The 23,567-nt window shown below is 33.2% G+C and carries 18 protein-coding genes and 1 other RNA gene; 13 read left to right on the top strand and 6 right to left on the bottom strand.

The annotated features are described in order from the left end of the window. Nucleotides 1–6 precede the first annotated feature (6 nt). The 6 genes from CLOLE_RS05195 to CLOLE_RS05220 all read left to right on the top strand — a co-directional run bounded on the left by CLOLE_RS05195 (nucleotide 7) and on the right by CLOLE_RS05220 (nucleotide 9,446). Nucleotides 7–894 (top strand): carbohydrate ABC transporter permease, encoded by an 888-nt coding sequence (locus tag CLOLE_RS05195; protein WP_013656042.1) that lies wholly within the window; start codon nucleotides 7–9, stop codon nucleotides 892–894. Nucleotides 895–935: 41 nt separating this feature from the next. Next, a complete protein-coding gene (locus tag CLOLE_RS05200; protein WP_013656043.1) occupies nucleotides 936–2,663 on the top strand; it encodes an ABC transporter substrate-binding protein in 1,728 nt (575 codons plus the stop codon). 100 nt (nucleotides 2,664–2,763) lie between these two features. Continuing rightward, nucleotides 2,764–5,112 (top strand): alpha-xylosidase, encoded by a 2,349-nt coding sequence (gene yicI, locus CLOLE_RS05205; protein ID WP_013656044.1) that lies wholly within the window; start codon nucleotides 2,764–2,766, stop codon nucleotides 5,110–5,112. Between the two features lie 156 nt (nucleotides 5,113–5,268). Beyond that, nucleotides 5,269–7,059 carry a sensor histidine kinase gene (locus CLOLE_RS05210; protein WP_013656045.1) on the top strand — a complete coding sequence of 597 codons (1,791 nt, stop codon included), beginning with the start codon at nucleotides 5,269–5,271 and terminating at the stop codon, nucleotides 7,057–7,059. Nucleotides 7,060–7,061: 2 nt separating this feature from the next. Then, complete coding sequence (locus CLOLE_RS05215) at nucleotides 7,062–8,594, top strand: response regulator transcription factor (protein ID WP_013656046.1); 1,533 nt, start codon at nucleotides 7,062–7,064, stop codon at nucleotides 8,592–8,594. A gap of 42 nt (nucleotides 8,595–8,636) precedes the next feature. Further along, a complete protein-coding gene (locus CLOLE_RS05220) occupies nucleotides 8,637–9,446 on the top strand; it encodes a DUF2225 domain-containing protein (RefSeq protein ID WP_013656047.1) in 810 nt (269 codons plus the stop codon). A gap of 88 nt (nucleotides 9,447–9,534) precedes the next feature. Here the strand turns inward: CLOLE_RS05220 and CLOLE_RS05225 are convergent, their stop codons facing one another. Beyond that, nucleotides 9,535–9,726: a ferredoxin gene (locus CLOLE_RS05225; RefSeq protein WP_013656048.1), complete on the bottom strand. Its 192-nt coding sequence runs from the start codon at nucleotides 9,724–9,726 to the stop codon at nucleotides 9,535–9,537. Between the two features lie 177 nt (nucleotides 9,727–9,903). Here CLOLE_RS05225 and CLOLE_RS05230 point away from each other — a divergent pair, with 177 nt between their 5' ends. Continuing rightward, nucleotides 9,904–10,371 (top strand): ferritin family protein, encoded by a 468-nt coding sequence (locus tag CLOLE_RS05230; protein ID WP_013656049.1) that lies wholly within the window; start codon nucleotides 9,904–9,906, stop codon nucleotides 10,369–10,371. Nucleotides 10,372–10,587: 216 nt separating this feature from the next. Here the strand turns inward: CLOLE_RS05230 and istB are convergent, their stop codons facing one another. Continuing rightward, complete coding sequence (istB, locus tag CLOLE_RS05235) at nucleotides 10,588–11,328, bottom strand: IS21-like element helper ATPase IstB (RefSeq protein ID WP_013656050.1); 741 nt, start codon at nucleotides 11,326–11,328, stop codon at nucleotides 10,588–10,590. Then, nucleotides 11,321–12,835, bottom strand: a complete 1,515-nt coding sequence (gene istA / locus CLOLE_RS05240; RefSeq protein ID WP_013656051.1) for an IS21 family transposase — start codon at nucleotides 12,833–12,835, stop codon at nucleotides 11,321–11,323. The genes istB and istA overlap by 8 nt, the downstream gene beginning before the upstream one ends. 382 nt (nucleotides 12,836–13,217) lie before the next feature. Here istA and pyk point away from each other — a divergent pair, with 382 nt between their 5' ends. After that, nucleotides 13,218–14,960, top strand: coding sequence for a pyruvate kinase (pyk, locus tag CLOLE_RS05245; RefSeq protein WP_013656052.1), 1,743 nt, complete (start codon nucleotides 13,218–13,220; stop codon nucleotides 14,958–14,960). A 653-nt stretch (nucleotides 14,961–15,613) separates the two neighbouring features. On the opposite strand, the gene CLOLE_RS05250 is transcribed toward pyk, so the two are convergent. After that, complete coding sequence (locus tag CLOLE_RS05250; RefSeq protein ID WP_330369309.1) at nucleotides 15,614–16,915, bottom strand: YjiH family protein; 1,302 nt, start codon at nucleotides 16,913–16,915, stop codon at nucleotides 15,614–15,616. A gap of 507 nt (nucleotides 16,916–17,422) precedes the next feature. Here CLOLE_RS05250 and CLOLE_RS05255 point away from each other — a divergent pair. Together CLOLE_RS05255 and CLOLE_RS05260 are read left to right on the top strand one after the other, a co-directional pair. Further along, complete coding sequence (locus CLOLE_RS05255; RefSeq protein ID WP_013656054.1) at nucleotides 17,423–18,907, top strand: hypothetical protein; 1,485 nt, start codon at nucleotides 17,423–17,425, stop codon at nucleotides 18,905–18,907. 94 nt (nucleotides 18,908–19,001) lie between these two features. Further along, nucleotides 19,002–19,586 carry a hypothetical protein gene (locus CLOLE_RS05260; RefSeq protein ID WP_041712919.1) on the top strand — a complete coding sequence of 195 codons (585 nt, stop codon included), beginning with the start codon at nucleotides 19,002–19,004 and terminating at the stop codon, nucleotides 19,584–19,586. Between the two features lie 56 nt (nucleotides 19,587–19,642). On the opposite strand, the gene CLOLE_RS05265 is transcribed toward CLOLE_RS05260, so the two are convergent. Continuing rightward, entirely contained in the window at nucleotides 19,643–21,082 is a 1,440-nt protein-coding gene (locus tag CLOLE_RS05265) for a spore germination protein (protein WP_013656056.1), read from the bottom strand. Between the two features lie 152 nt (nucleotides 21,083–21,234). On the opposite strand from CLOLE_RS05265, the gene tadA reads away from it, so the two are divergent. From tadA to ffs, 3 genes are all read left to right on the top strand, one after another. Then, on the top strand, nucleotides 21,235–21,762 hold the full coding sequence (gene tadA, locus CLOLE_RS05270; RefSeq protein WP_013656057.1) for a tRNA adenosine(34) deaminase TadA: 528 nt from the start codon (nucleotides 21,235–21,237) through the stop codon (nucleotides 21,760–21,762). After that, on the top strand, nucleotides 21,711–22,145 hold the full coding sequence (locus CLOLE_RS05275; RefSeq protein WP_013656058.1) for a hypothetical protein: 435 nt from the start codon (nucleotides 21,711–21,713) through the stop codon (nucleotides 22,143–22,145). The genes tadA and CLOLE_RS05275 overlap by 52 nt, the downstream gene beginning before the upstream one ends. An 81-nt stretch (nucleotides 22,146–22,226) precedes the next feature. After that, nucleotides 22,227–22,490, top strand: an RNA gene (gene ffs, locus CLOLE_RS22360) — signal recognition particle sRNA large type. A 95-nt stretch (nucleotides 22,491–22,585) separates the two neighbouring features. Here ffs and CLOLE_RS05280 read toward each other — a convergent pair. Then, nucleotides 22,586–23,497 (bottom strand): helix-turn-helix domain-containing protein, encoded by a 912-nt coding sequence (locus CLOLE_RS05280; protein WP_013656059.1) that lies wholly within the window; start codon nucleotides 23,495–23,497, stop codon nucleotides 22,586–22,588. Nucleotides 23,498–23,567: the final 70 nt, after the last annotated feature.

A 23,567-nucleotide genomic window follows, 5' to 3' on the forward strand; every position in this document is an offset into this window, starting at 1 on the left:
AAGAGTGTGCTAGCTAAATTAAAGAAGATAACACTATTTGATGTTATAGTTACATTATTAATGACTATTGTTTTAATTATCACCATGTACCCTTTCTTACAAGTAGTAGCCATTTCATTTAATGATGCAACAGATACTGTAAGAGGAGGTATACATATTATACCAAGAAAGTTTACATTCCAAAATTACATTAGCATTTTTGAATCTAATAGCAAGCTTATTACTGGCTTTATCAATTCCGTTTTAAGAACTGTTATAGGAACTATAGCAGGTGTGCTTTGTACCACAATGTTAGCTTATACATTGAGCCGAACAGATTATATGTTTAGAAAGCCTATATCCGTACTTTTCGTTCTTACAATGTATGTAAGTGGGGGGCTTATTCCAGAGTATATGGTTATTAGAAACCTAGGATTAATTAATAAGTTTTCAGTATATGTTTGGCCAATGCTCATTAATGCATTTAATGTTATTGTTCTAAGATCTTTCATGGATAATTTGCCTTTTGAATTACAAGAATCAGCCAAGATAGATGGGGCAAATGATTTAGTAATCTTCTGGAAGATTATATTCCCACTATGTATGCCGGCTATTGCAACCGTTGCCTTATTTGTTGCAGTGGGACAATGGAATAGTTGGTTTGATACATATTTATATGCTAAAAAAGATTATTTAACTACACTACAATATGAACTCATGAAAGTACTAGATAATGCTGCAGCAGGAGTAAAAGCAGCAGATATCAACACCCAGGGACTCAAAAAAGTTACGACTAATCCAGAATCTATAAAGATGGCTATTACAGTTATCACAACCGTACCTATTGTTTGCGTTTATCCATTCTTACAACGCTACTTTGTATCTGGTATGACTGTAGGAGCTGTAAAAAGTTAATGTATTATATTAAGTAAATTTTATTTTGAGGGGATGAAAAAATGAAAAAAAGAAAATTTGTGTGTTTATTAGCGGCAATGAGTTTGTTTGGAAGCATGTTAACAGGCTGTGGTGGTAATGGTGGGAAGGAAACAGTAGCAAGTCCAGAAGCAAGTACGGAAGCATCACCTAGCGCATCAGCAGATGCAAGTGGTTTTGTAGGCTTAGAAGACCGTACACCAGTTACTTTAAAGATTTTTATGAAAGACATCACAGAAGATATTGAATTTACTGATCCTGTTGCTGAAAAGATCAAAGAATTAACAGGTGTTACCTTGGAAATTGAGCATGCTGTCGGTGGTGATGAGCAAGCTATTCCATTGATGATTGCTAGTGGTGATTATCCTGATATGATTTTTGCAAAAGGTGATACAGGACTTCTTGTAGATGCAGGAGCACTTATCCCATTAAATGATTTCATTGAAGAAAAAGGTACTAATACAAAAGCACTTTACGGAGATATGATTCAGAGGTTAAAATATTCAGAAGCTGACCCTAATATTTACACAATGGGTACTTATGGTGTTCATACAGCAGCTTGGAAAACAGATGGTGTTATGCAAATTCAACATGCTATATTAAAAGATCAAGGTTATCCAGAGATTAAAACAATTGCACAATATGAGGAAGCAATCAAAGCTTATAAAGATAAGTATCCACAAATTAATGGTCAAGATACCATCGGTCTTACCCTTATGGGAAGTGACTGGAGATGGCTTATTACAGTAGGAAACGTAGCTTCTGCTGCTTCGGGTATTCCAGATGATGGTGAATGGGCTATTGATGATAATGCACAAACAGCTGTTTATAAATATCTTGCACCAGGTGTAAAAGATTATATGAAATGGCTTAATCATATGAATGATATTGGATTACTTGACCCAGAATCTTTCACACAACAAGAAGATGTATATTTTGCTAAACTTGCTTCTGGTCGTGTACTTGGTACAGCTACTCCTGAATGGGGCACTGGTGAATCTAAGAAAGCACTTGTTGCTGCAGGTATGGAAGAAAGAACAACAGCTCCACTTGCTGTAACAGTATCAGAGGAGTTTACACCAGCTGTAACGAAAGACTATGGTTTTAGTGGTGGTCATGGTATTGGTATTTGTGCATCTAGCGAAAACCAAGAAAAAGCTTTTGAATTCTTAGATTGGATGTGCTCAGAAGAAGCTCAAATCCTTATTAACTGGGGATTAGAAGGTGAAAATTATACTTATGATGCAAATGGTAAGAGACAATTAACACCAGAAATGGCAGCTGCAAGAATATCAGATAAAGACTTTACTAAGAAAACAGGTATTACTAAATATGTTTATCCATTCCCACAACAAGGTAATGGAGGCATAGATTCAACAGGTAACAGATTTACATTAGATAATAAAGAAACGATTATTGAACAAATGACAGCAACAGAGAAAGAAACACTTAAAGCTTATGGTAAAGAATTATGGACGGATTTCTTCCCAACTCCAGAAGAGCTTGGTGTTTCTAAACATGGTCAAGCATGGCAGTTTAATATTCCATCAGATGGTAATTTACAAGTATTTAATCAAAAATCACAGGATTATATTCAACAAGCTGTGACACAAGCTATTCTTGGAAAACCAGCAGACTTCGATGCAGCGTGGGATACAATCTTAGCTAAGCTTGATGAGATTGGTGTAGAAGAAGCTAATGCAGAAATGACTAAGTTAACCCAAGAAAAGATTCGTTTCTGGGGTAACTAAGTCTCCCCCTAAAATAAATAGCAGTAAAGCATAAGCTTGGTAAAGTAATTTTGCCAAGCTTGTGCTATATCACAATTTTATAGACAAAAGGAGAAAAGCGATGAGATTTAGTAATGGTTGTTGGCTTAATAAAGAAGGAATTGAAAGTTATAGTCCACAAGAAATTTATCAGACATGCAAAAAAGGGAAACGAATAGAAGTTTTTGCGCCCTCCAAGAAAATTAAACAAAGAGGAGATACTTTAGGTGGGCCAGTGCTGACTTATACTATTTCAGCTCCAATGAAAGATGTTTTTAAAATTCAGGTAGAACATTATAAAGGCATTAATAAGATAGGACCCTATTTTGAGATCTATGCATCAGAAGAAATTGATTTAGAAATGCTCCAAAGTGAAGGGAAAGTTGAAATCAGAAATGGTGAGTTGAGTCTTGTTATTGAAGATAAAGAGCAATGGAAGATGAGCTTTTATAGAAAAGGCAAGAAACTCACTTCAAGTAATTTTAAATCAACAGCTTATATTAAAAATTATGATGCAGAATTCATGAATGAAGACTTGAGCAGTACTTTTATGAGAGAACAACTGAGCTTATCTGTAGGAGAGCTCATTTATGGTTTAGGAGAACGCTTCACACCTTTTATTAAAAATGGTCAAACAGTAGAGACTTGGAATGAAGATGGTGGTACTAGTACGGAACAATCCTATAAAGCTATCCCTTTTTATCTTAGCAATAAAGATTATGGTGTATTTGTTAACCATCCTGAAAGAGTTTCCTTTGAGGTGGGCTCTGAGAAAGTAACAAAGGTACAGTTTAGTGTACCAGGTGAAAGTTTAGAATACTTCCTTATTGCGGGCGAGAATATGAAAGAAGTCCTACGTAACTATACTAGTTTAACAGGAAAGCCAGCCCTTCCACCAGCTTGGTCATTTGGTCTGTGGCTCACAACATCCTTTACAACTAATTATGATGAAGCGACTGTCATGGGATTTATAGATGGTATGGCCGATAGGCAAGTGCCTCTCCATGTTTTCCATTTCGATTGCTTTTGGATGAAGGGCTTTAACTGGTGTGATTTTACTTGGGATGATGAAGTATTTCCAGATCCAGTGGGGATGATTAAACGTATTAAGGAAAAAGGCCTAAAAGTGTGTGTATGGATTAATCCATATATAGCTCAGGCTTCTAGCTTATTTGATGAAGCAATGGAGGGAGGCTATTTATTAAAACGCAAAGATGGCTCTGTATGGCAGTGGGATATGTGGCAACCAGGTATGGGGATTGTAGATTTTACTAATCCGGCAGCTTGTGCATGGTTTAAAGCAAAACTAGCAGCTCTTCTAGAAATGGGAGTGGATTGTTTTAAAACAGATTTTGGTGAAAGAATCCCTACCCAGAATGTTATGTATTTTGATGGTAGTAATCCAGATAAAATGCATAACTATTATACACAACTTTATAATAAAGTAGTATTTGATATTCTCAAGGAAAAAAAGGGAGAAAAAGAAGCCGTATTATTTGCTCGTTCAGCAACAGCTGGAGGGCAACAATTCCCTGTTCACTGGGGAGGTGATTGCACAGCTGACTATGAGTCTATGGCAGAAAGCTTGAGAGGAGGTTTATCTCTATGTCTTTCAGGCTTTGGTTTCTGGAGTCATGACATAGGAGGATTTGAAAGTACCTCTACAGCAGATGTTTACAAGCGTTGGGCAGCATTTGGACTACTCTCTTCTCATAGTCGTTTGCATGGTAGCACCTCTTATCGTGTACCTTGGCTGTATGATGAAGAAGCCGTAGAAGTTGTTAGATATTTTTCAGAGTTAAAATGTACTTTAATGCCGTATTTATTTAATGCAGCATCTAAAACTGCTAAAACAGGTGTTTCTACAATGAGAGCTATGGTTGTTGAATTTGAAGAGGATCCAACTTGTGCATACTTAGATAAACAATATATGCTAGGCGAAAATATTTTAATTGCTCCTATTTTTAATGAAGAAGGATTGGCACAGTATTATGTACCAGAAGGCAACTGGACTAACTTTTTAACAGGAGAATGTGTTCAAGGCGGCAAGTGGATTAATGACAAGCATGGCTATAAGAGTATACCTATGCTTGTTCGTCCTAACAGTTTAATTGCTATAGGTAATAATTCATTAAAGCCAGACTATGACTATAGAGAAGGGGTACAAATAGCAGCATATGGTCTAATAGAAGGTAAGGTAGCGTCAACTCAGGTTATTAATATGAATGAAGAAGTAGAATTAGACGTTAGTGTACTTAAAGCAAATCAGACAGTGAATATTTCATTTAAAGGAAATAACAAAGCTTTTAGCATCATATTAAAGGGTATAATGGCTATAGAAAAATTAGAAGGTGGAAGTTTTACTATAGAAAGTGATGGTATCCACATCGTACCACATATAGCAGAGAACCAGGTTATTTGTTATTTATAAAGAAAAAAGGTGCTTATAGCGTTTTATACTTATATAAAAGCTTATAGGCACCTTTTTTGTGAAAAGTATTCTGCAATATCTTATGTAAAAATTAAATTTTTTTATTAGTATAAAAAATGCTATAATATAATGGATAACAAGGATAGGGGAGTTACTATGAGGATCATAAAGAAGATATTAACCTTTAATAGAAATATGAAAGTCAAAAAACAACTCATAGGGATTTATGTCATTGTTATTCTTATACCTATATTAATCATAGGTGTACAGTTGACAACACTCATGTGTAATATGGTTGTAGATAGGGCTATCAATGAAGCATGTGTTAATATTGAACGTATTAAAGAACGTTTAAATGAAAAAATAAAGATTGCTAATTCTGTAGCAGAGAGTATTTATGTAGATGGAAAAATTGCTCAAGTTTTAAAAACACAGTTTGAAGACAGTGCTCAGATTGTAAATACCTATAAGGACTTAACTATTATATCTACATACCTGATGCATTATGAAGAAATTAGTAGTATTCGTATTTACAATGATAACCTTACATTACTAAATAATTCTCAATTTGTAAGAGCAACAGAGGATATTAAGCGATCCGATTGGTATCAAGCGGCTTTAGCAAGAGATAGTCAGATGGAATGGCATCTTAAATATGATGAAATAAGGAAACAATACTATATGAGCTTGATACGAGCACTAAGAGATAAACAGAAAAATTTATTAGGTGTATTAGTTATTAATTTCGATCCAGAAAAGATTAATAGAATTATTAAAGATGAACCCTACGATACAATGATTACTATTAATGGACAGGTGGTAACAACATCCGGTAATAGTGATCCTCTATATGAACAACTGGACCACTTACGAGAGTTGCAGGTAGAACAAAATAAGAATTATAAGATTAAGGTGAGTAATGACACAGGTGCAGAATACATTATTTTTACTAGCTTTACACCGGTTAAAACATTTAATAGTAAAGTTGAGATATGCATGAGTATGTCTGTTAATAGTATTACAGGTGAGACGCTAAAAATTGTTAGGACGAGTTTGGCGATGATAATGATTAGCTTAGGTTTGTCAGGAATACTCATTTTGATATTTTCTAAGGGGTTTTCAAACCGTATCATTTTAGTGAGAAAAGAAATGCATAAGGTTAGTCTAGGTGATTTTAATATTAGAAAGAGCATTGAGGGGAATGATGAAATCGGAGAACTTTATGAAGATATTTGTCAAACAGTAGAGAGCGTTAAACAACTTATAGAAGAAAATTATTCTGCTAAAGTGCAAAAAGAGGAACTAAAAAGAAAGCAAAAGGAAATGCAGTTTGAGATGCTATCTAGCCAGATTAATCCTCACTTTTTATATAATACATTAGAAACCATTCGTATGAAAGCCTATTGCAATGGAGAAACAGAACTTGCTGGCGTGGTAAAAAAACTATCTAAGCTTCTTAGAAGAAATCTGGAAGTGTCCGATCGTAGTGTGAGTTTAGCTTCAGAATTAGAAATGATAGAAGCCTATTTAACCATTCAGAAGTTTAGATTTGGTGAAAGAATTAGTTATCATATTGAGAATGAAATAGAGAGTGAAAAGTACTACTTATTACCATTATTATTACAGCCTATTGTAGAAAATGCATTTATACATGGACTTGAAGCTAAGCAAGGAAGTGGAAAAATTGTTTGTAGTATAAAAGAACAGAATCATTGTTTAAAAATAGCTATTTCTGATAATGGCTTAGGAATAAGCAAGGAAAGGTTACAGCAAATTCAGAGAAGTTTACATGGTGAACAAATAGAAGAAAGAAATAGAGTAGGCCTGAAAAATATAAATGAAAGAATCAAACTATACTATGGTGATATGTATGGTATTACAATTGAAAGCATAGAGGATCAGGGAACAACAGTAACAATTGTTTTGCCAAAAATGCAGGAGGGGTAGACATGAAAGTGCTTATTATTGATGATGAACCTAATGTAAGGGAAGGATTAAAAAAAATTATTCCTTGGGAAGCAGAAGGTTTTGACATATGTGGTGAGGGCATAGATGGACAAAATGGCTTAGAGAAAATAATGATATTGAATCCAGATTTGGTTTTAATAGATATTAGAATGCCAGGTTTAATGGGGATAGAAGTTATTGAAGAAGCTAAAAAAAGAGGATTTAAAGGAAAGTTTATTATTACAACAGGCTATTCAGATTTTACGTATGCTAAAAGAGCCATGGGCCTAGGCGTAGAAGCTTATATTCTAAAACCAATAGATGAAGATGAATTAATTGAAATGATTGAAAAGATTAAAGATAAAATTCTAAAGGAGAAAGAAATCACTCAAAAATTAGATGTAAGTGAGACTTATGTTATTAAAAGTTTATTAACTCACTTATTATTAGGAAGTTCATTGAGTATAATGGAGCAAGATAAGTACAATGAGTTAAAAGAAAAAAATGAAAGTTATCAATTATTGCTTGTAGATATAGAAGAGAAGAAGGAAACAGTAAGTTTAATAGAAGAGCAAATAAAGGATTATCTAGAAGCACGCTTAGCTGTGAAAACACTTATTGTTGAAAAATATCTGTTAATCATTATTCAAAATAAAGAACAAGGGTATATAGATGAGGCTATTGATACCCTGCAAGAAAAATTAGCAAAGAGGTACCAGATTACATGCAAAATGGCTTTAGATACTTCACTGATTAAGATACAGGAGATAGGTGAGAGTTATACTTTAGTTAAAGAACTTTTGAATAAGAAGTTTTTGTATCCAAATGAAAGGCTTTTAACTTCTAAGCGTATTGATATGTATGCTAAGGAGAGTGAACAGAGCAGAATAATAAATGTGGAGCATGTTAGTGAGCAGATTTACCGATTATTGCAAGTTGGAGATATGATTAAGATTAAACAAGTACTAGAAGAACTCAAATTGCAACTGCAAAGTGAAAGCGTAAGAAAAGATAAAGTTATTTCAGTATTTAGTAATATCTTAGTTAAGACTGGGACAAAGACAATAGAGGCGAATCAAGAAGTAGGAAAGCTTCTACCTAGTGGAGAACAAATAATAGAAGTAATTTATCATTGTAGAGATGTAGAAGATGTTATAGAATATATAGAGGAACAGTTACGTATTATTGTACAAGAGTTTAAAGTAAGCAGTCCTGAAAATAATATGAAAAAGATTATTTATTACATAGAAAACAACTATAATAAGGAACTAAAATTAGAATTGTTAGCAGAATTATTTAATTATAATAGTGCTTACTTAGGAAAAAGCTTTAAGAATTATACAGGACAAAGCTTTAATGTTTATATTGATCAGCTAAGAATAAACAGGGCAAAAGAATTGCTTCGTCATAAAGAAATGAAAGTGTATGAAATTGCTAAGGCAGTAGGATATAAACATATTGACTATTTTCATAGTAAGTTTAAAAAGTATGTTGGAATTAGTCCTTTAGAGTATAAGAAGAATTGTGAAAAGTAGCTGTCAGCCTAGCCCTGAGAAAACGAGATAGGTAGTGATTAAGTGATTAATATATTTGAAGAATTAAAAGACATGGGGTTTGAAAATCTAGAGAAAATAGAACTTTTCCCCGAAAAAGAAGTCTCTAATGAAATTGAAAATAAGAAGGGGAAAAGAGTAACATTAGAAGAAGTTTTATATGATAAAACTTATGTATGCCCTGTGTGTAAAACAGAATTTAAAACAAAAGCTATTCGTTCAGGTAAAAATAGATTAGTTAATTCAGATTTAGACTTAAAGCCAGAGTATGATATCGCTAATCCCATTTTTTATGAATGTATTGTATGTGAAACTTGCGGTTATGCTGCTCTTAGTAAAAATTTTAGCACCTTAACGACAAGTCAAATAAGATGGATTAAAGAGAAAATTAGCTCGGTTTACAAAACTTATCATTATGAGCCTATTATAGATGCAAAATCAGCTATATCCAGATATAAATTAGCACTCCTTAATAGTTTTGTAAAAAAAGCTAAAGATGGAGAAAAAGCTTATATATGTTTAAAGTTAGCGTGGATTTATAGAGAATTAAAAGATGCAGAGCAAGAGAAGCTATTTCTAAGCCATGCTTTAACGGGATTTGAAAATGCTTATAATAATGAGCGTTTTCCAATATTTGAACTAGGAGAATTAACGACAGCATACATTATTGCAGATATTTATCGAAGATTTAAGGAATATGATAAAGCAATGCAATGGATTAGTTATGTTATTTTGGATAAAAGTATTTCCTTAAGGCTAAAAACAAGAGCACTTCATTTAAAAGGTGTTATTCATGATGAAAAAAAGATAGCAGAAAATCACCATATTGAGTAATAGTAGAATAGGTTTGATTTTGAAAATAAATGAGGTGTTATCATATGAACAAGTTTGACCTCTTGTATGATAACACCTCTTGATTAAGCTATTCAGCAGTAATTGCTTCAACAGGACAAGAAGCAGCAGCTTCACTAGCATCATCTTCTAATTCTTCAGGTACATCCTCTGAAATAGCAACAGCCTTACCATCTTCATCATCCATGCTAAATACATCAGGACAGATAGACGGGCAAAGTCCACAACCAATACAAGTATCCTTATCTACAACAGCTTTCATGTCATAGCCTCCTTTTATATAAGTAAGTACAAACATAGTATAAACAAAAAGTGAGGATTCATACAAGGAAAAGGAAGAATGTAGGAAAAGATAAATGTAAAATAAATGTAAGATTAATGAACTCCTTTTAAATATTTAGCATAAGATATAGTGAATTTATTATTCAGGATGATGTATATGTGGATGAGACAAAGTTATCCTACGGGAGAACAATTAGCAAACGCCGTTAGTTTAATTGGAAGTTCAATTGAAAATGAAAAATCTGATGCAATGTTTTATGAATGGCTTATTAATAACGTTCCCAATAATATAGGTGAAAAAGCTAGGCAAGATATTATAAAAACTATAACTGGGATTAAAGAAGATGAACAAATGCATAATAAGATTTTTAAAAGTATGTATAAGCAATTAACAGGAAATGAAGCGCCTATACCGATGGAGGAAGAATTTGTTCCACCTGCTAATTTTACTGAGGGGATTATTAAAGCATTAAAAGGTGAGACGGAAGCTGTTAGAAGATATCGTACGATTATGTCAGGTTTACCAGATAATTCTTACAGGGATGCAGTCTTTAATATTTTAACAGATGAAATAAGGCATGGTATATTATATAATTATGTTTATACTACAACTATAATGAGTTAAGAATAACAACCTTGTAAAATGACTATATTAGGAATTTTTCAAGGTTGTTTTATATGATATTAGATGTAGTCATATAGGGAATAAGTTTAATATGATTTAACCATAGAAATATTCCATATGAGAGTCATGCTTTTGTCAATAGAAAAGTGTACCACCCCGCTAGTCAAAAGGTGTACCACCTTAATTAGAAATATGGGCCCTATCTCTAGGGCTTTTTTATTCTGTCATTTGAATCTTTTGTTTGTAACGATAGCTAGGACCATTGCACGTGATAATCTTACTGTTATGTATGAGCCTATCAATGATGGCAGTAGTCATGCGTTCATCATGAAAGACCTTCGCCCATTCTTTGAACTCAAGGTTTGTAGTCACAATGATCGATCCCTTTTCATAGCGTTCTGAAAAGATTTGAAACATCAGTTGCGTGGTATCAGCAGAAAGCTCTACATAACCTAGTTCATCAATGATGATCAAATCTATCTTTTTAAGTTTGTCTATAAATCGGCTTAATGCCAGGCTTTCCTGCATTTCTACAAGTCTATTACCTAATGAGGCAGCGGTAAAGAAGGTTACACTAAAACCACGTTTGCATGCCTCAACACCTATCGCTGTGCTTAGGTGAGTTTTTCCAACACCAGAGCCTCCAATAAGTATGAGGTTTCCGTATTCTTCAATAAATCTACAATCCATAAGCTTTATGATCTTATCTTTAGGGATAAAAGGAGCCTCTAAAAAATTAAACTCATCTATTGTTTTTACTGTAGGAAAACCGGCCTTTTTACAGAGTCTGCTAAAGCGATTGTTTTCCCTTGAAAGTAGTTCTTCATCTAATAAGCCATTAAAGAACCGTTCATAAGTCCATTGCCCAGAAGTTGCCGTATCAAGTATTCTATCATAGCACTTGTTGATTCCAGCAAGTTTACAGAGTGTTAGTTTCTCTTGCAATGCCTCATCCATTACTATAAGCATCTCCTTTTAACAAAGCATCATACATTGAAGGCGGTGCCGTTATTGAGACCACGTTTAAGGCTTCTAATGGCATCTTTGACATTGTTGTTACTTTGTGTATTTTCTCGTTCTGTTTGAAGCGTATATAGCTCTTTAATTCCTCCAAACTATAATTATTCTTCTTAGATAGATCATTTAAAAAATGTGCTATCTTATGGATACCATGACTTTCTGTAAGTTGAAGAATCTTGATGTATTCCTTCGTACCTGCATTCTTTGAACAACTTCTTGCTTGCAACTGTTTGTGGTAGGTTTCAAAAATAGGTGGGAGGTGCCAGTTTTGCATAAACTTTGCATCTTCAATAGCACCTGGTTTTTTAGCTAATAAAGGGAGGTAATGGTAGGGATTTAAGGCTTCATCATGTTTTCCCAAAAGCCTTGAGTGTTTTGCAATAAGCTGATCTCGGTATGAGATTTGAACTTCAAATGGATAGATTTTTACGATCACTTGTTTTCCTACATAGCTGCTTGGAACGGAATAATGGTTGGTATCACAAGAAACTAATGCATAGCAATCAACCTTTGCCATCATGATCTTGGAAACATCATAAAAATCTTTAAGTGGCATAAACGCATGATCTTGTTCTTCTTGTAACAGATCTTTCCAAAGGATTCCTTTTACTTTTTGGGTATTCATTCTTCTAACACAAGCATTATGTAATAAAGAGTTGAGTTCGTGATAAGAGTTAAATTCTAGGATAGGAATAAAGTAGTTGTTGCGAGTATATTTAACAAGATTTTCGATCATACCTTTTTCATGGCCACTTGCAGGATTACAGAAAACGGCATCAAAACCATAGTAAGCTTTAAATTTAAGAAAGGCATCTTGAAGGACACGTCCACCATCTGGTTTGATTTCTTTCACGGCTTGTTTAAGGTTATCGAAAACGACTTTCCGTGGAATACCACCAAAGAACTGGAAAGCACGATTAAGACCTTCTAAGAAGTACTCTGTACTTTGCCTTGGAAAAGCTGTGATAAACTCACATTTACTGCACTTAAGTTTTGCACAGAAGACGATGACCTTTGTCTTTTTCCCCTGATAAATGGTGCTCATTTCACCGAAGTCTACTTGCATGGTACCCTCTGTTGGCAAGAGCTTTAAAAAGGCATCTTCCTGAGTAAGTGATAGTTCATCTTCCAGCTGCCTTGTTAACTCTGTAAAAGAAGAATAGCATCCTATATAGCCTTCATCTTGCATTAGCGTAAACATACGCGTCTTAGTTAAGCGCTCTTTGCGAGGTTTTATCTTATTATCTAAAAGTATTGCTTTAACTTTAGCTATAAAATCACCATTAACAGGCTTTTCTTTAACGTTCTGCCGTTGATAAGTATTTGAATTCCTTTCAATAGCCCGTTTTACAGTATTTCGATGAATCATAAGCCTTTTAGCGATTGTACGCTGAGATAAACCTTCATTAAAATACAACATTCTGATATAATCATACTGTACCATCTCGATCACTCCAAATCCCCCCCACTATATAATTGTTTGTCGTAAAACTAATTATAATGGGGAATGTGATAGAGGTGGTACACTTTTTTGTTAGCGGGTGATCATAAATGGTACACATTTAGAATAGCAAATGCAAGTCATAAATACTATTATTAAAGTAATTCTAAAATACTTAGGTAAATGTAATAATTAGGGAAAAATCAATCAATAATAGCGATAAGTCAAATAAAATGCTTAAAAATGTGATTTATTTGGAAGAAATGTTAACAATTATTATAGGATATTCTATGTAATTTGATACAGAATATGTTATAATAAGTACGAAAATTGTCGTGTAAGCATATTACGAAGCAAAATCTTAAAGGAGACTAGAGATACTAATATGAGAAAAACTAAAATTGTATGTACATTAGGTCCATCAACAAAGGATGACAAAATACTAAAGAGATTAATGCTAGAAGGGATGGATGTTGCTAGATTCAACTTCTCACATGGCACTCACGAAAGTCATAAAGAAAATTTTGACCGTGTAGATAAACTTAGAAAAGAATTAGATTTACCAATAGCAGTTTTACTTGATACAAAAGGACCAGAAGTAAGAGTTTGTCAATTTGCAGAAGGAAAAGTTTCTCTTAAAAAAGGTGAACAATTTACACTTACAAGTAGAGATATTCTAGGAACAAATGAAATTGTTTCTATCACATACAAGAATTTACCAAATGATGTAAAAGAAGGTTCAAGAATTTTACTTGATGATGGTCTTATTGAGTTAATCGTGGAAAAAGTAGTAGACGGCAGTGATATTGTTTGTAAAATTATGAATAATGGTGATGTATCAAACAATAAAGGTGTTAACTTACCAGATACTAGACTTTCTATGCCATACTTAAGTGAAAAAGATCGATCTGATATCATCTTTGGAATTCAAACAGGTTATGACTTTATTGCAGCTTCTTTTGTAAGATGCGCCGAAGATGTTCTTCAAATTAGAAGAATTCTTGAAGAATATAATTGTCATACAATTAATATTATCTCTAAAATTGAGAATCAAGAAGGTGTAGATAATATTGATGAAATTATTCGTGTATCTGATGGAATTATGGTAGCCCGTGGAGATATGGGGGTTGAAATTCCAGGAGAAGAAGTACCATCTATCCAAAAAATGATTATTAAGAAAACAGTTGCAGCAGGTAAACAAGTTATTACTGCTACACAAATGTTAGATTCCATGATGAAAAATCCTAGAGCTACAAGAGCCGAAATTAGTGATGTTGCTAATGCAATCTACGATGGTACAAGTGCTATTATGTTATCTGGTGAAACAGCAGCAGGTGCATATCCTGTTGAATCAGTACAAACGATGGCGAGAATTGCTTTAAAAACAGAGTCAGATATTGATTATGTAAAACGTTTTAAAGAAAGAGGTAGTACAGCAACTAATAATGTAACTAGTGCAATCTCACATGCTACTTGTACAACAGCACATGACCTTGGTGCAGCAGCTATTGTAACTGTAACTAAGTCAGGTAGAACAGCTAGAATGATTTCTAAATATAGACCAGTATCACCTATCTTGGGTTGCACAACTTCAGCAAGTGTATACCGTCACATGAGTTTAATGTGGGGTGTAAAACCACTTTTAATGGAAGAAAAACAAAATGCAGATGAATTATTTGAAGAAGCATTAACTGTAGCTGAACACACAGGTATGGTTAATAAAGGGGAATTAGTTGTTATCACAAGTGGCTTACCAGTAGGCGTAACCGGTACAACTAATATGATTAAGGTAGATGTCATCGGACACATTTTAGTTTCAGGTGTAGGTGTTGGTTCAAAACAAGTATGTGGTAATCTTTGCGTATGTAAAACAGAAGAAGAAGCTAATGAGAAATTTATTGAAGGGGATATCCTTGTTATTCCGGAAACTACAAATGAGATGCTACCATTATTAAGAAGAGCAGCTGGTATTATTACAGAAGAAGATGGTGTTAATTCACATGCTGCAATTGTTGGACTTGCTATTGATATTCCAGTCATTACTGGTGCGACAAATGCAACAGATATTCTTAAAACAGGTTCAGTTGTAAGCCTAGATGCAGGTAGAGGAATTGTTTCAAGTAACTAAAAATAGAAAGAAGATCACTATTTATAGGGATCTTCTTTTTTTATGAACTAAAATACTATAAGATGATAAAGTTATGAGAAAACAAGGTAAGAAAAATAAGCTCTAGTCAAATTTTTAATAGACTAGAGCTTATTTTGATAAAGTGTATATATCATCTAAAGTATGTTACTACTTAGAAGTATCTAGGGGAATAATTTTGGCAAACATAGTAACCATATCAGCTCTTGTTACCATGTTTTTAGGAATAAAGTAACCTTCATTTTTAAGAATATCTGCTCCAATACAGATTCCTATTAGTAAAGCTACTTGTACTTGAACTTGTAGAAAGATTTAAGATTCTAATTCATAAGTATACTTGAAGCGTATATAACACTTAAGTTAGATAAAACTAGAATAGTAGCTACGGCAGTATAAAGATGTGCTTTAATTTTTTACTCATAAAGGATTCTCTTATGTGATAAAATGTAAAAAAATAACAAGTATACATAAAAAAGCAAACTATCACATGAATTATCCTAACATAAGAGGAGAATTAAGGTCAATAATAGAAATAGAATTTAACAAAGTAAATATTAGTAATTATCTTTTATAAAAATCCATTTAAGAAAAAATAAACTAAGTTCCTAGTAAACTTAGTTTATTTTTAATTAATATTAAAATATAAGATGAGCAATCAATGAAATGATTGGTAGCGTGATAAGTGTACGTTCAATAAAGATGATGAATAATTCCCAAAACTTAACAGGTATTTTAGAACCTAATAAAAGAGCACCAACTTCGGAGAGATAAATAAGTTGAGTGACGGATACACTTGCTACAATAAATCTTGTCATATCACTTTCTATAGAAGAGGCTAAAATAGATGGAAGGAGCATATCCGCAAATCCAGCTACTAAAGTTTGAGCAGCAGCAGCAGCTTCAGGTACACCAAGTACATTTAAAAGTGGTGTAAAAGGTATGCCAAGTATTTGGAAAATAGGTGTATAAGTGGCTAAAATAAGTGCTAATGTACCTACAGCCATAACTACGGGGATGACACCAAACCACATATCAAGTACATTTTTAAAGCCATCTATTACAATTGATTGTTTAAAGGTTTGTTTTTCAGCTTTTTGAATTGCATTCTTAAAACCGTGAGCAATTATGTGTGTTGTTTCCACAGTTGAAGCTTCTGGTATAGAACCATCATATAATATATCTTTTTTTAAGGAAAGTGGTGGGAGTTTAGGCATGATGATAGCAGCCACTAAACTAGCTACCGTGACAGTTAAATAGAAAGGAACAAAAAGATGCCCTAATTTAACGGTATTAATAACAACCAAACTAAAGGTGATTGATACAAGAGAAAAGGTAGTACCAATAACAGCAGCTTCCCTTTTTGTATAAAAACCTTCTTCATATTGTTTGCTAGTTAGTAATACACCGATAGTACCATCACCTAACCAAGAGGCAATACAGTCAATGGCAGAACGTCCTGGAAGTCCAAATACAGGACGCATGACTTTTACTAAAAGAGAGCCTATAAATTCAAGTAGGCCGAAATCGAGTAAAAGTGGCAAAAATAATCCTGCAAATAGAAAAATTGAGAAAAGTACAGGGAGTAAATCTGCTAGTACAAGGCTACCGGTATCTGAAGAAGTTATGACTTCTACTAAAGGAAGCATAAAAGGTGGAAAACTAAAACCAGATACTTGCATAGTAATGATACTAATAAAAACAAAGGCTAAGACTCTTAAACTAAGCCAAACCCAAGTGGTGTTAAAAAGTGAATTAAGAAGATTACTTCCCATAATCAATTTAGGTTTAAAAAGATAGGTAATAAGGCTTCCTAGTGCAGAAATGCCAGTAACAACCACTAAAATAATAGGAGTATGATGGCCCAATAATTCTTGAAGTCCTGTAGATAAGATGGCAATAGGGATAGTGATAGAACCATCTTTAGGAAGAGGAATCATAAACAGGAAGATCCCTATTAGGGAAGGTATTATAAATTTAAAAAGGGCTGATAAATAATGTTTCGACTGCTGTTTTTTTGTTGAGTGCATATCTGTAAAAACCTTTCTGAAAAATTATGTCAACTATTATTGTGCATTATTATATCGGCTAAACACATAAAAAACAAGTGTTTTGATGTATAAATATACGTCTTTCAAAATATAGATACAAGACATAAAAAAAGTATGGTAATGCACGGCATTAACCATACTTGGAGAAAGGATATAGTAAAACAGAACATAATAAGCATATAGCAGTAAGAGCTGAAAAACAAGGCTATGGGGGTATCTAAATAAGGACATAAGATTTGTAATAATAATAAAATATTTTGCGTTACGACATAGAATCCTCTATAATAGAGTTAAATCGACAAGCTCGCTAGCTAATTAAAGAGGAATTGTATAATAAAAGAAAAAATAGTATAATGCTAGGAATAATCAAAGGATTAGTGATATAAGGAGTAAAAAATGGAAAGAATAAAAGAAGAGTTTAATCGATATAAATGGGTATTATTAGCAGGTCTTATTGTAGCAGTACTTATAGGACTAATTACTGCTAATCTTCATGTGTTACAATTTATGACTTATAAAATGCAAGGTAATACAACGGGAATCATCAGTATTTTAGAGGATAGTGTGAAAAATAGTGATGCCCAAGCAGATTGGTATTTTTCACAAGGAATAGAGTATTTATTAAAACAAAAAGAAATGTCAGAAGAAAGTCGTCAATTTTTTGAAACCTACTTTGAACGGTTTACGTCAGAGAAAAAATTAGAAGTTATTGAAGGCTATAATAAAAAGAATTTATTTATACCGACAACAGATGTCTTAATGCAAACATTTATGGAGAATTTAGATCATTCAAGTATACAAAATTATATAAAAAGAATGGAAACTAGTGATTTAGAACAAGGTCTTGTCATGTATTATGGAGCGGTGGCAAAGGTAGATACCACTTTTATAGATCATATGTATAAGATTTTAAGTATATATCCTAAGACACTACCATTTGAAAAGTTTCAATTTGATTTGTACCCGATTCTGGCTTTAACAGGAGAAGAGAACGAACTTAAAAAGGCTACTATTTTTAGTAAGTTAAATCCAGAAAATGCTAAAGAAAATATTTTCAAATCTTTAAAAGGCCAATCAATAGAAGGCGAACAGTTAAGAGTATGGGTTGAATTTTTAAATAAAACCCAAATTCTGGATGGTGGAACCTATACTAAGTTTAATAATTTATATAGTGAAATTTACCTAGTACGTAATCAATATAAAGAATTAGATACAAGGGAAGTTGATCTTAAGAATAAAAAAGAAGCTGTAGAAGTTCAAATAGAACAGAGTTTAAAAGATATAGAAAGCAAACAAGGCGAACTAGCAACTTTGAATAATGAAATTAGTGGTATAGACAGTCAATTAAGAGATTTAACTGACTCTGCTTATATGGCGCTTTATATTGAAAAATCTTCAGGAACAGGTAATAATGAATATGAAGCTTCCATTCCTAAGAAAGGCATTTTTGGCAACTATAAACCATCAGGGCAAAAGTATATTGTAAGGCTTTCCGAGACAAGTTTTTTATCTGAAGGAGTCTATTATGTAGACATTTACTTAAAAGGAACCAAGGTAAATAATAAAGGTAATGAATACCCTTATTATGTAGAAGTTTCTAGTAGGGAATTAAGTGATATAGCAACGTTACAAGGAGAAAGAAGTCAAAAAGTAGAAGTAAGAACAGCGCTGCAGCAGACAATTAATCAGTTAGAGGATGAAGTGAGTGCTATTAAAGAAAAAATGGGATATGACGATAATCAAGAGGCCTTAAAGGGGATAGCAGTAGAAAGAGATAATCTTACAAAGAAGCTAAATGAAAAAGTAGTGGAGATAAAAACATTATTTGGACTTGGGGATTTGAAAATCACTGTGGAGACAGAAGACTCTAAAACGGAATAAAGGTTAAATAGATAGGATAAAGATAATTTTACTTCTAGAGCGAATAGAGAAGTGTAATGAAGAGCAAAACAGAACATTAGGAAGTTGGGGGAAAATGAATAAAGAGAATAAAAGGCAGGACGACTCAAAGATGATGGAGCATAGGCTTTATCTATTCAACTTGATTTGTCCTAAAGGTGTAATAAATAAAATAGCAAGTAATAATCAAATAGATATAATGCAGTTATTAGTTGCAGCAATACTTATTATTTGTAGTAAGCTTTTAAGGGGAAATACTTTTTCAATTATTATGTTCGCAGAAGTTATTGCATCCATACTAATATTTGTTATATTTCTTAAAGTAATATTTTGGCTTGCAAAAGGGAAAATATCTTTTTTCAAAGTTATCAATTTATCTGTATATATACATATTTGGGTTATTTTGACCAATATGTGTAGCAGAATACCTATACTATCTATAACTGCTTTTATTGGAGCACAGTTATTAGGTGTTTATTTACAGTATTTAGCAGGAATACAAATTGCTCATTCAGATGCTAATCGTCTGAAAAGTATTTGTTTAGTTGAACTGTTTCTTGTATTATTTTCCATAGTGATGTTATTGTTAACTTCTTGGGGGAAATATGTAGCGTATAGTAGTAAAACCTATTATTTTCCATTGGTAGTAAATTACCTTTAATTAGCAAAAGCCTTTTATAGTGTGTTATGTGAAACACTATAAAAGGCTTTTGCTAATTAATCAGTTTTCTTATTACCAATGGACTGTTTGGTACAGATTCTAGTTCTAAAAAGTAAGTGGTAAAGAGCATTCCCATTAAAAGGAATGAGAGGATATAGATAAGGCTCATTAGTAAAGGTTTTCGTGCATGCAATGACTGTAATAATAACAACTAAAGCAATGATAAAACCAGTAGTACCTAGCAATCCTGTTAAAATAATAAGTAGTAATCTGGAAAACTTAAAAGCATAGGTAAGCTCAATGCTTGTTTGGGTAAAACTAGAAAGCGCGATAACGGCTGTATATAAAATAGTATGCGGGATAAACCAACCAGTATCTACAGCGAAGTCACCTAAGATAAGTCCGCCAATAATAGATAAAGAGGTACCCAAAGCACTAGGCGTATTAAGTGAAGCTAGATTAAGTCCGTCTAGTGCGATTTCTAATATGACAAATTGAAGGAAAATAGGAATCACATAAGGTACATCAGGCAATAAAAATTCCGCAGCACTACCTTGTATCCATCCTGGATTGTCTGTTAGGAGAACAAAGAGGGGGCTAATAAGAAGATTAGTAATAAATACAAGATACCTAATAAGCCTTAAATAATTACCAGTTAGAACCGGTAAATAATAATCATCCACAGATTGCATGAAATCAAATATATTGGTTGGTAAAATAAGTGCAGTAGGTGTATTGTCAACAAGAATAATTACCTTTCCTTCCATGAGGTGAGCAGCGGCTACATCAGGCCTTTCTGTGTAACGAACTTTAGGAAAAGGATTAAACCAAGAGTAAGAATGTACAGATTCTACTAGACTTTGATCACCCATAGTTAAAGCATCAACATTAAGTGTTTTAATAGTTTGTTTAATTTTATAAAGCGTTTTTTTGTCCACCTTATTACGCATGTAACCAACAACAACATCTGTTCTAGATACATCACCTATATTTTCCATTTCGAAGACCAAATGAGGGTCACGGATGCGTCTACGGATTAAAGCTGTGTTAGAAATTAATGTTTCAACAAACCCATCATGAGAGCCTCTTAATACTTTTTCTTTAGCAGGTTCTTCCGTACCGCGGGCAGGATAAGTACGAAGGTCAATAATGAGGCCTTCTGCATAATGAGGACCAAGTAAAACAGTTTGCCCAGAAAGAACAGCAATGATAAGATTATCTATATTGTTATCAGTAGATACCTCAATAGAACTAATTGCCTTTTCAGAAAGCTCTTTGGCAGACTGAATAGTTTTGAAGATTTCAGCAGAGAGATTAGTCATATCACGACGAACATATTCTAAGTTGGTATCCTTTGCAAAACCATCTAAATAGTACAGATAAAAAGTAGTTTCGTGAACAGTGATTTTGCGTTCTAGGACATCAAAGCTTTCTCCTAAAGGTAGAGATTCACGAAACATTTGTATGTTTTTTTCTAAGTCAGTTGATAAAATCATGGGGTCACCACCTCTCTATGATATAAAGTAGGATGTAACATAATACAAAAAATTATACTTGTTGAAAATAACTATGGAAACAATAACAAATTAAATATATAATTTAAAGTACCTAGAGATCATTGAAAGTGGTTTTTAGAAGAGGAGATACTATGGAAAAAGATATTGAGTTTATGAAACAAGCATTAATAGAAGCTGAAAAGGCATTTACCCTAGACGAAGCACCTATAGGAGCTGTTATTGTTTACAAGGAGCAGGTTATAGGGAGAGGGCATAATAGAAGAAATACAGACAAAAATGCCCTAGCTCATGCAGAAGTAATGGCTATTAATGAGGCTTGTAAGCATATAAAGGATTGGAGACTTGAAGAGTGTACTATTTACATTACTTTAGAGCCTTGTCCTATGTGTAGCGGTGCTATTGTACAAGCTAGGCTTCCTAGAGTAGTTTTTGGGGCACGTAGTCCTAAAGCTGGCTTTGGAGGCTCTGTATTAAATATATTACAGATGGATGAGCTCAATCATCGTTGTGAAGTAGTAGAAGGTGTTTGTGAAGAAGAAGCAAGTCAGTTACTAAAAAGCTATTTTAAACAGATGAGACAAAAAAATAAAATTATCGGAGGGGAATTATGGCAGCAAATCCAAGACATAAGAAAGCAAGAATGCTTAGAGATTTTATGATTGAAACACAAACAGTTAATATGTTTAAGGAAGAAGAAAAAGATGATACTATTTTCTTTAGAAGTATTTATCCAATGGGAGAAGATAAAAAACAAGTCGTTATTACTATCAATGATACAGTTTATCTAGGTGTACAATCATTGCTGATGAATGAAATACCTGAGGAAAGAAATGCAGCCATCCTAGATTGTTTAAATGAATGCAATCTAGAATTACCAACTGTAAAATATGTATTAACAAAAGATCAATGTGTTGTTGTATCTATGTTTTTTCCTGCTGATGAAGCACACTTTAATGCAGGTTTAATTATGGGGGCTATCGTTCAAGTGATGAAAAATGTGTCAGAAAAACATTACGAGAAAATAAAGGCAGCTTTAGCTTAAGAAAATAAAAATGAGAGACGTTGACATATAGCATGAAAGAAGGTATACTATTACCTGTGACAGATACTTGTCAAAAAATTTCCGTGCTAGCCGGGGAGGTAGCGGTGCCCTGTACTTGCAACCCGCTGTAGCAAGGGTGATGCTTCGTCTGAGGCAGAAATTTGTATAGTCTGCCCTTAATAAGTGGCGATGAGGATTGGGTCTTACGCAATAAGTACTTATGAACCGTGTCAGGTCCGGAAGGAAGCAGCACTAAGTAAGATCACTTATGTGCCGTGAGGTTGCCTAGTCTGAGTTAACTGTTAAGGTAACGTATATGGCTTTTTGTCGAAGCGAAGTGCACGGATTAAACTATAAATATAAAGTTAGAAGATTAAGCAAGAGTGCTTAGTCTTTTTTTGTGTGTCCAATAAAGAAAAGGCTGAGTTTGGTCTTAAAACTCAGCCTTTTTCATCCACCTTATGTAATTGAGAAAGAGCATAATAGCGCTGTCTGTACCCAGACGGTGTATGATGCATATACTTTCTAAATAATTTAGCAAAGTAAGCAGTATCATTAAACCCAACTTCATCTGCAATATCAGAAATAGATAATGTTGATTCCCTAAGGAAAATAGCAGAAAGATTAATGCGATGCTTATTTAAATAGGTAATGATGGTTTCACCAGTAGCCTCGTAAAAACGATCGCTAAGAGTAGTACGGTTAACATGGAAATGTCTACTTAAATCAGGGATAGTAATCTTTTGCTTATAATTATTATGGAGATATAAAAGCACATCCTTAACTTCAAATGAAGTTTCAGTAATAAGTGATTCTGACAAAATCGAATATGTTTTTACCAAATGTTCAATATAAGTTAAAAGTTCCGATAACCGTAGTGATAAAAGGAGGGGTTGTTCTGCAACGCCTAAAATAGTTTCTAACAATTTATTCAAATGTTTTAAAACTGGTTCTGAAGTTGAGAGATGCCCAGCATAATTTTTAGATCTTCTAAAGAAAATAGATAAACTCATAATATATCTAATATCTTCTACAGAGAAGGAGTGATCTAACGTCCTAATATTTTCTAGTGTAAAGTAATCTTTAATAACATTTGGATGAAATGAAATAACTTTACCCATAAGATTTGAGGCAGAGGTAAAATGAAGCCTTTCAGTTTCATTTAAACAGATAATCATAGGACTAGCTATAGAAATGACTTGCTCATTAATTAAGACTGATCCAATGCCTTTTTCAATAATGACTACGCTTAATCTATTACAGCAACCTAATAAATGTGTATTAATATTTAGAGATTTTATATTAAAATTGCTAGAAATGTGATTAGGGGAAATACTATCTAAAAAACCCACAGGAGTACCTCCGTTAAATTAATATCATAAAAATAATATATTTTGATTAAATAAAATATAGCACAATTTA

Source organism: Cellulosilyticum lentocellum DSM 5427 (assembly GCF_000178835.2).
GTDB lineage: Bacteria > Bacillota > Clostridia > Lachnospirales > Cellulosilyticaceae > Cellulosilyticum > Cellulosilyticum lentocellum.

Bases quoted from the DNA above. Each gene is read 5' to 3' on its own strand.
- CLOLE_RS05210 (WP_013656045.1), top strand. From the start codon at position 5,269: ATGAGGATCATAAAGAAGATATTAACCTTTAATAGAAATATGAAAGTC.
- CLOLE_RS05225 (WP_013656048.1), bottom strand. From the start codon at position 9,726: ATGAAAGCTGTTGTAGATAAGGATACTTGTATTGGTTGTGGACTTTGC.
- tadA (WP_013656057.1), top strand. From the start codon at position 21,235: ATGGAAAAAGATATTGAGTTTATGAAACAAGCATTAATAGAAGCTGAA.
- CLOLE_RS05275 (WP_013656058.1), top strand. From the start codon at position 21,711: ATGGCAGCAAATCCAAGACATAAGAAAGCAAGAATGCTTAGAGATTTT.
- yicI (WP_013656044.1), top strand. From the start codon at position 2,764: ATGAGATTTAGTAATGGTTGTTGGCTTAATAAAGAAGGAATTGAAAGT.
- CLOLE_RS05215 (WP_013656046.1), top strand. From the start codon at position 7,062: ATGAAAGTGCTTATTATTGATGATGAACCTAATGTAAGGGAAGGATTA.
- CLOLE_RS05200 (WP_013656043.1), top strand. From the start codon at position 936: ATGAAAAAAAGAAAATTTGTGTGTTTATTAGCGGCAATGAGTTTGTTT.
- CLOLE_RS05250 (WP_330369309.1), bottom strand. From the start codon at position 16,915: ATGATTCCTCTTCCTAAAGATGGTTCTATCACTATCCCTATTGCCATC.
- istA (WP_013656051.1), bottom strand. From the start codon at position 12,835: ATGGTACAGTATGATTATATCAGAATGTTGTATTTTAATGAAGGTTTA.
- CLOLE_RS05230 (WP_013656049.1), top strand. From the start codon at position 9,904: ATGTGGATGAGACAAAGTTATCCTACGGGAGAACAATTAGCAAACGCC.
- CLOLE_RS05255 (WP_013656054.1), top strand. From the start codon at position 17,423: ATGGAAAGAATAAAAGAAGAGTTTAATCGATATAAATGGGTATTATTA.
- pyk (WP_013656052.1), top strand. From the start codon at position 13,218: ATGAGAAAAACTAAAATTGTATGTACATTAGGTCCATCAACAAAGGAT.
- CLOLE_RS05265 (WP_013656056.1), bottom strand. From the start codon at position 21,082: ATGATTTTATCAACTGACTTAGAAAAAAACATACAAATGTTTCGTGAA.
- CLOLE_RS05260 (WP_041712919.1), top strand. From the start codon at position 19,002: ATGAATAAAGAGAATAAAAGGCAGGACGACTCAAAGATGATGGAGCAT.
- istB (WP_013656050.1), bottom strand. From the start codon at position 11,328: ATGGATGAGGCATTGCAAGAGAAACTAACACTCTGTAAACTTGCTGGA.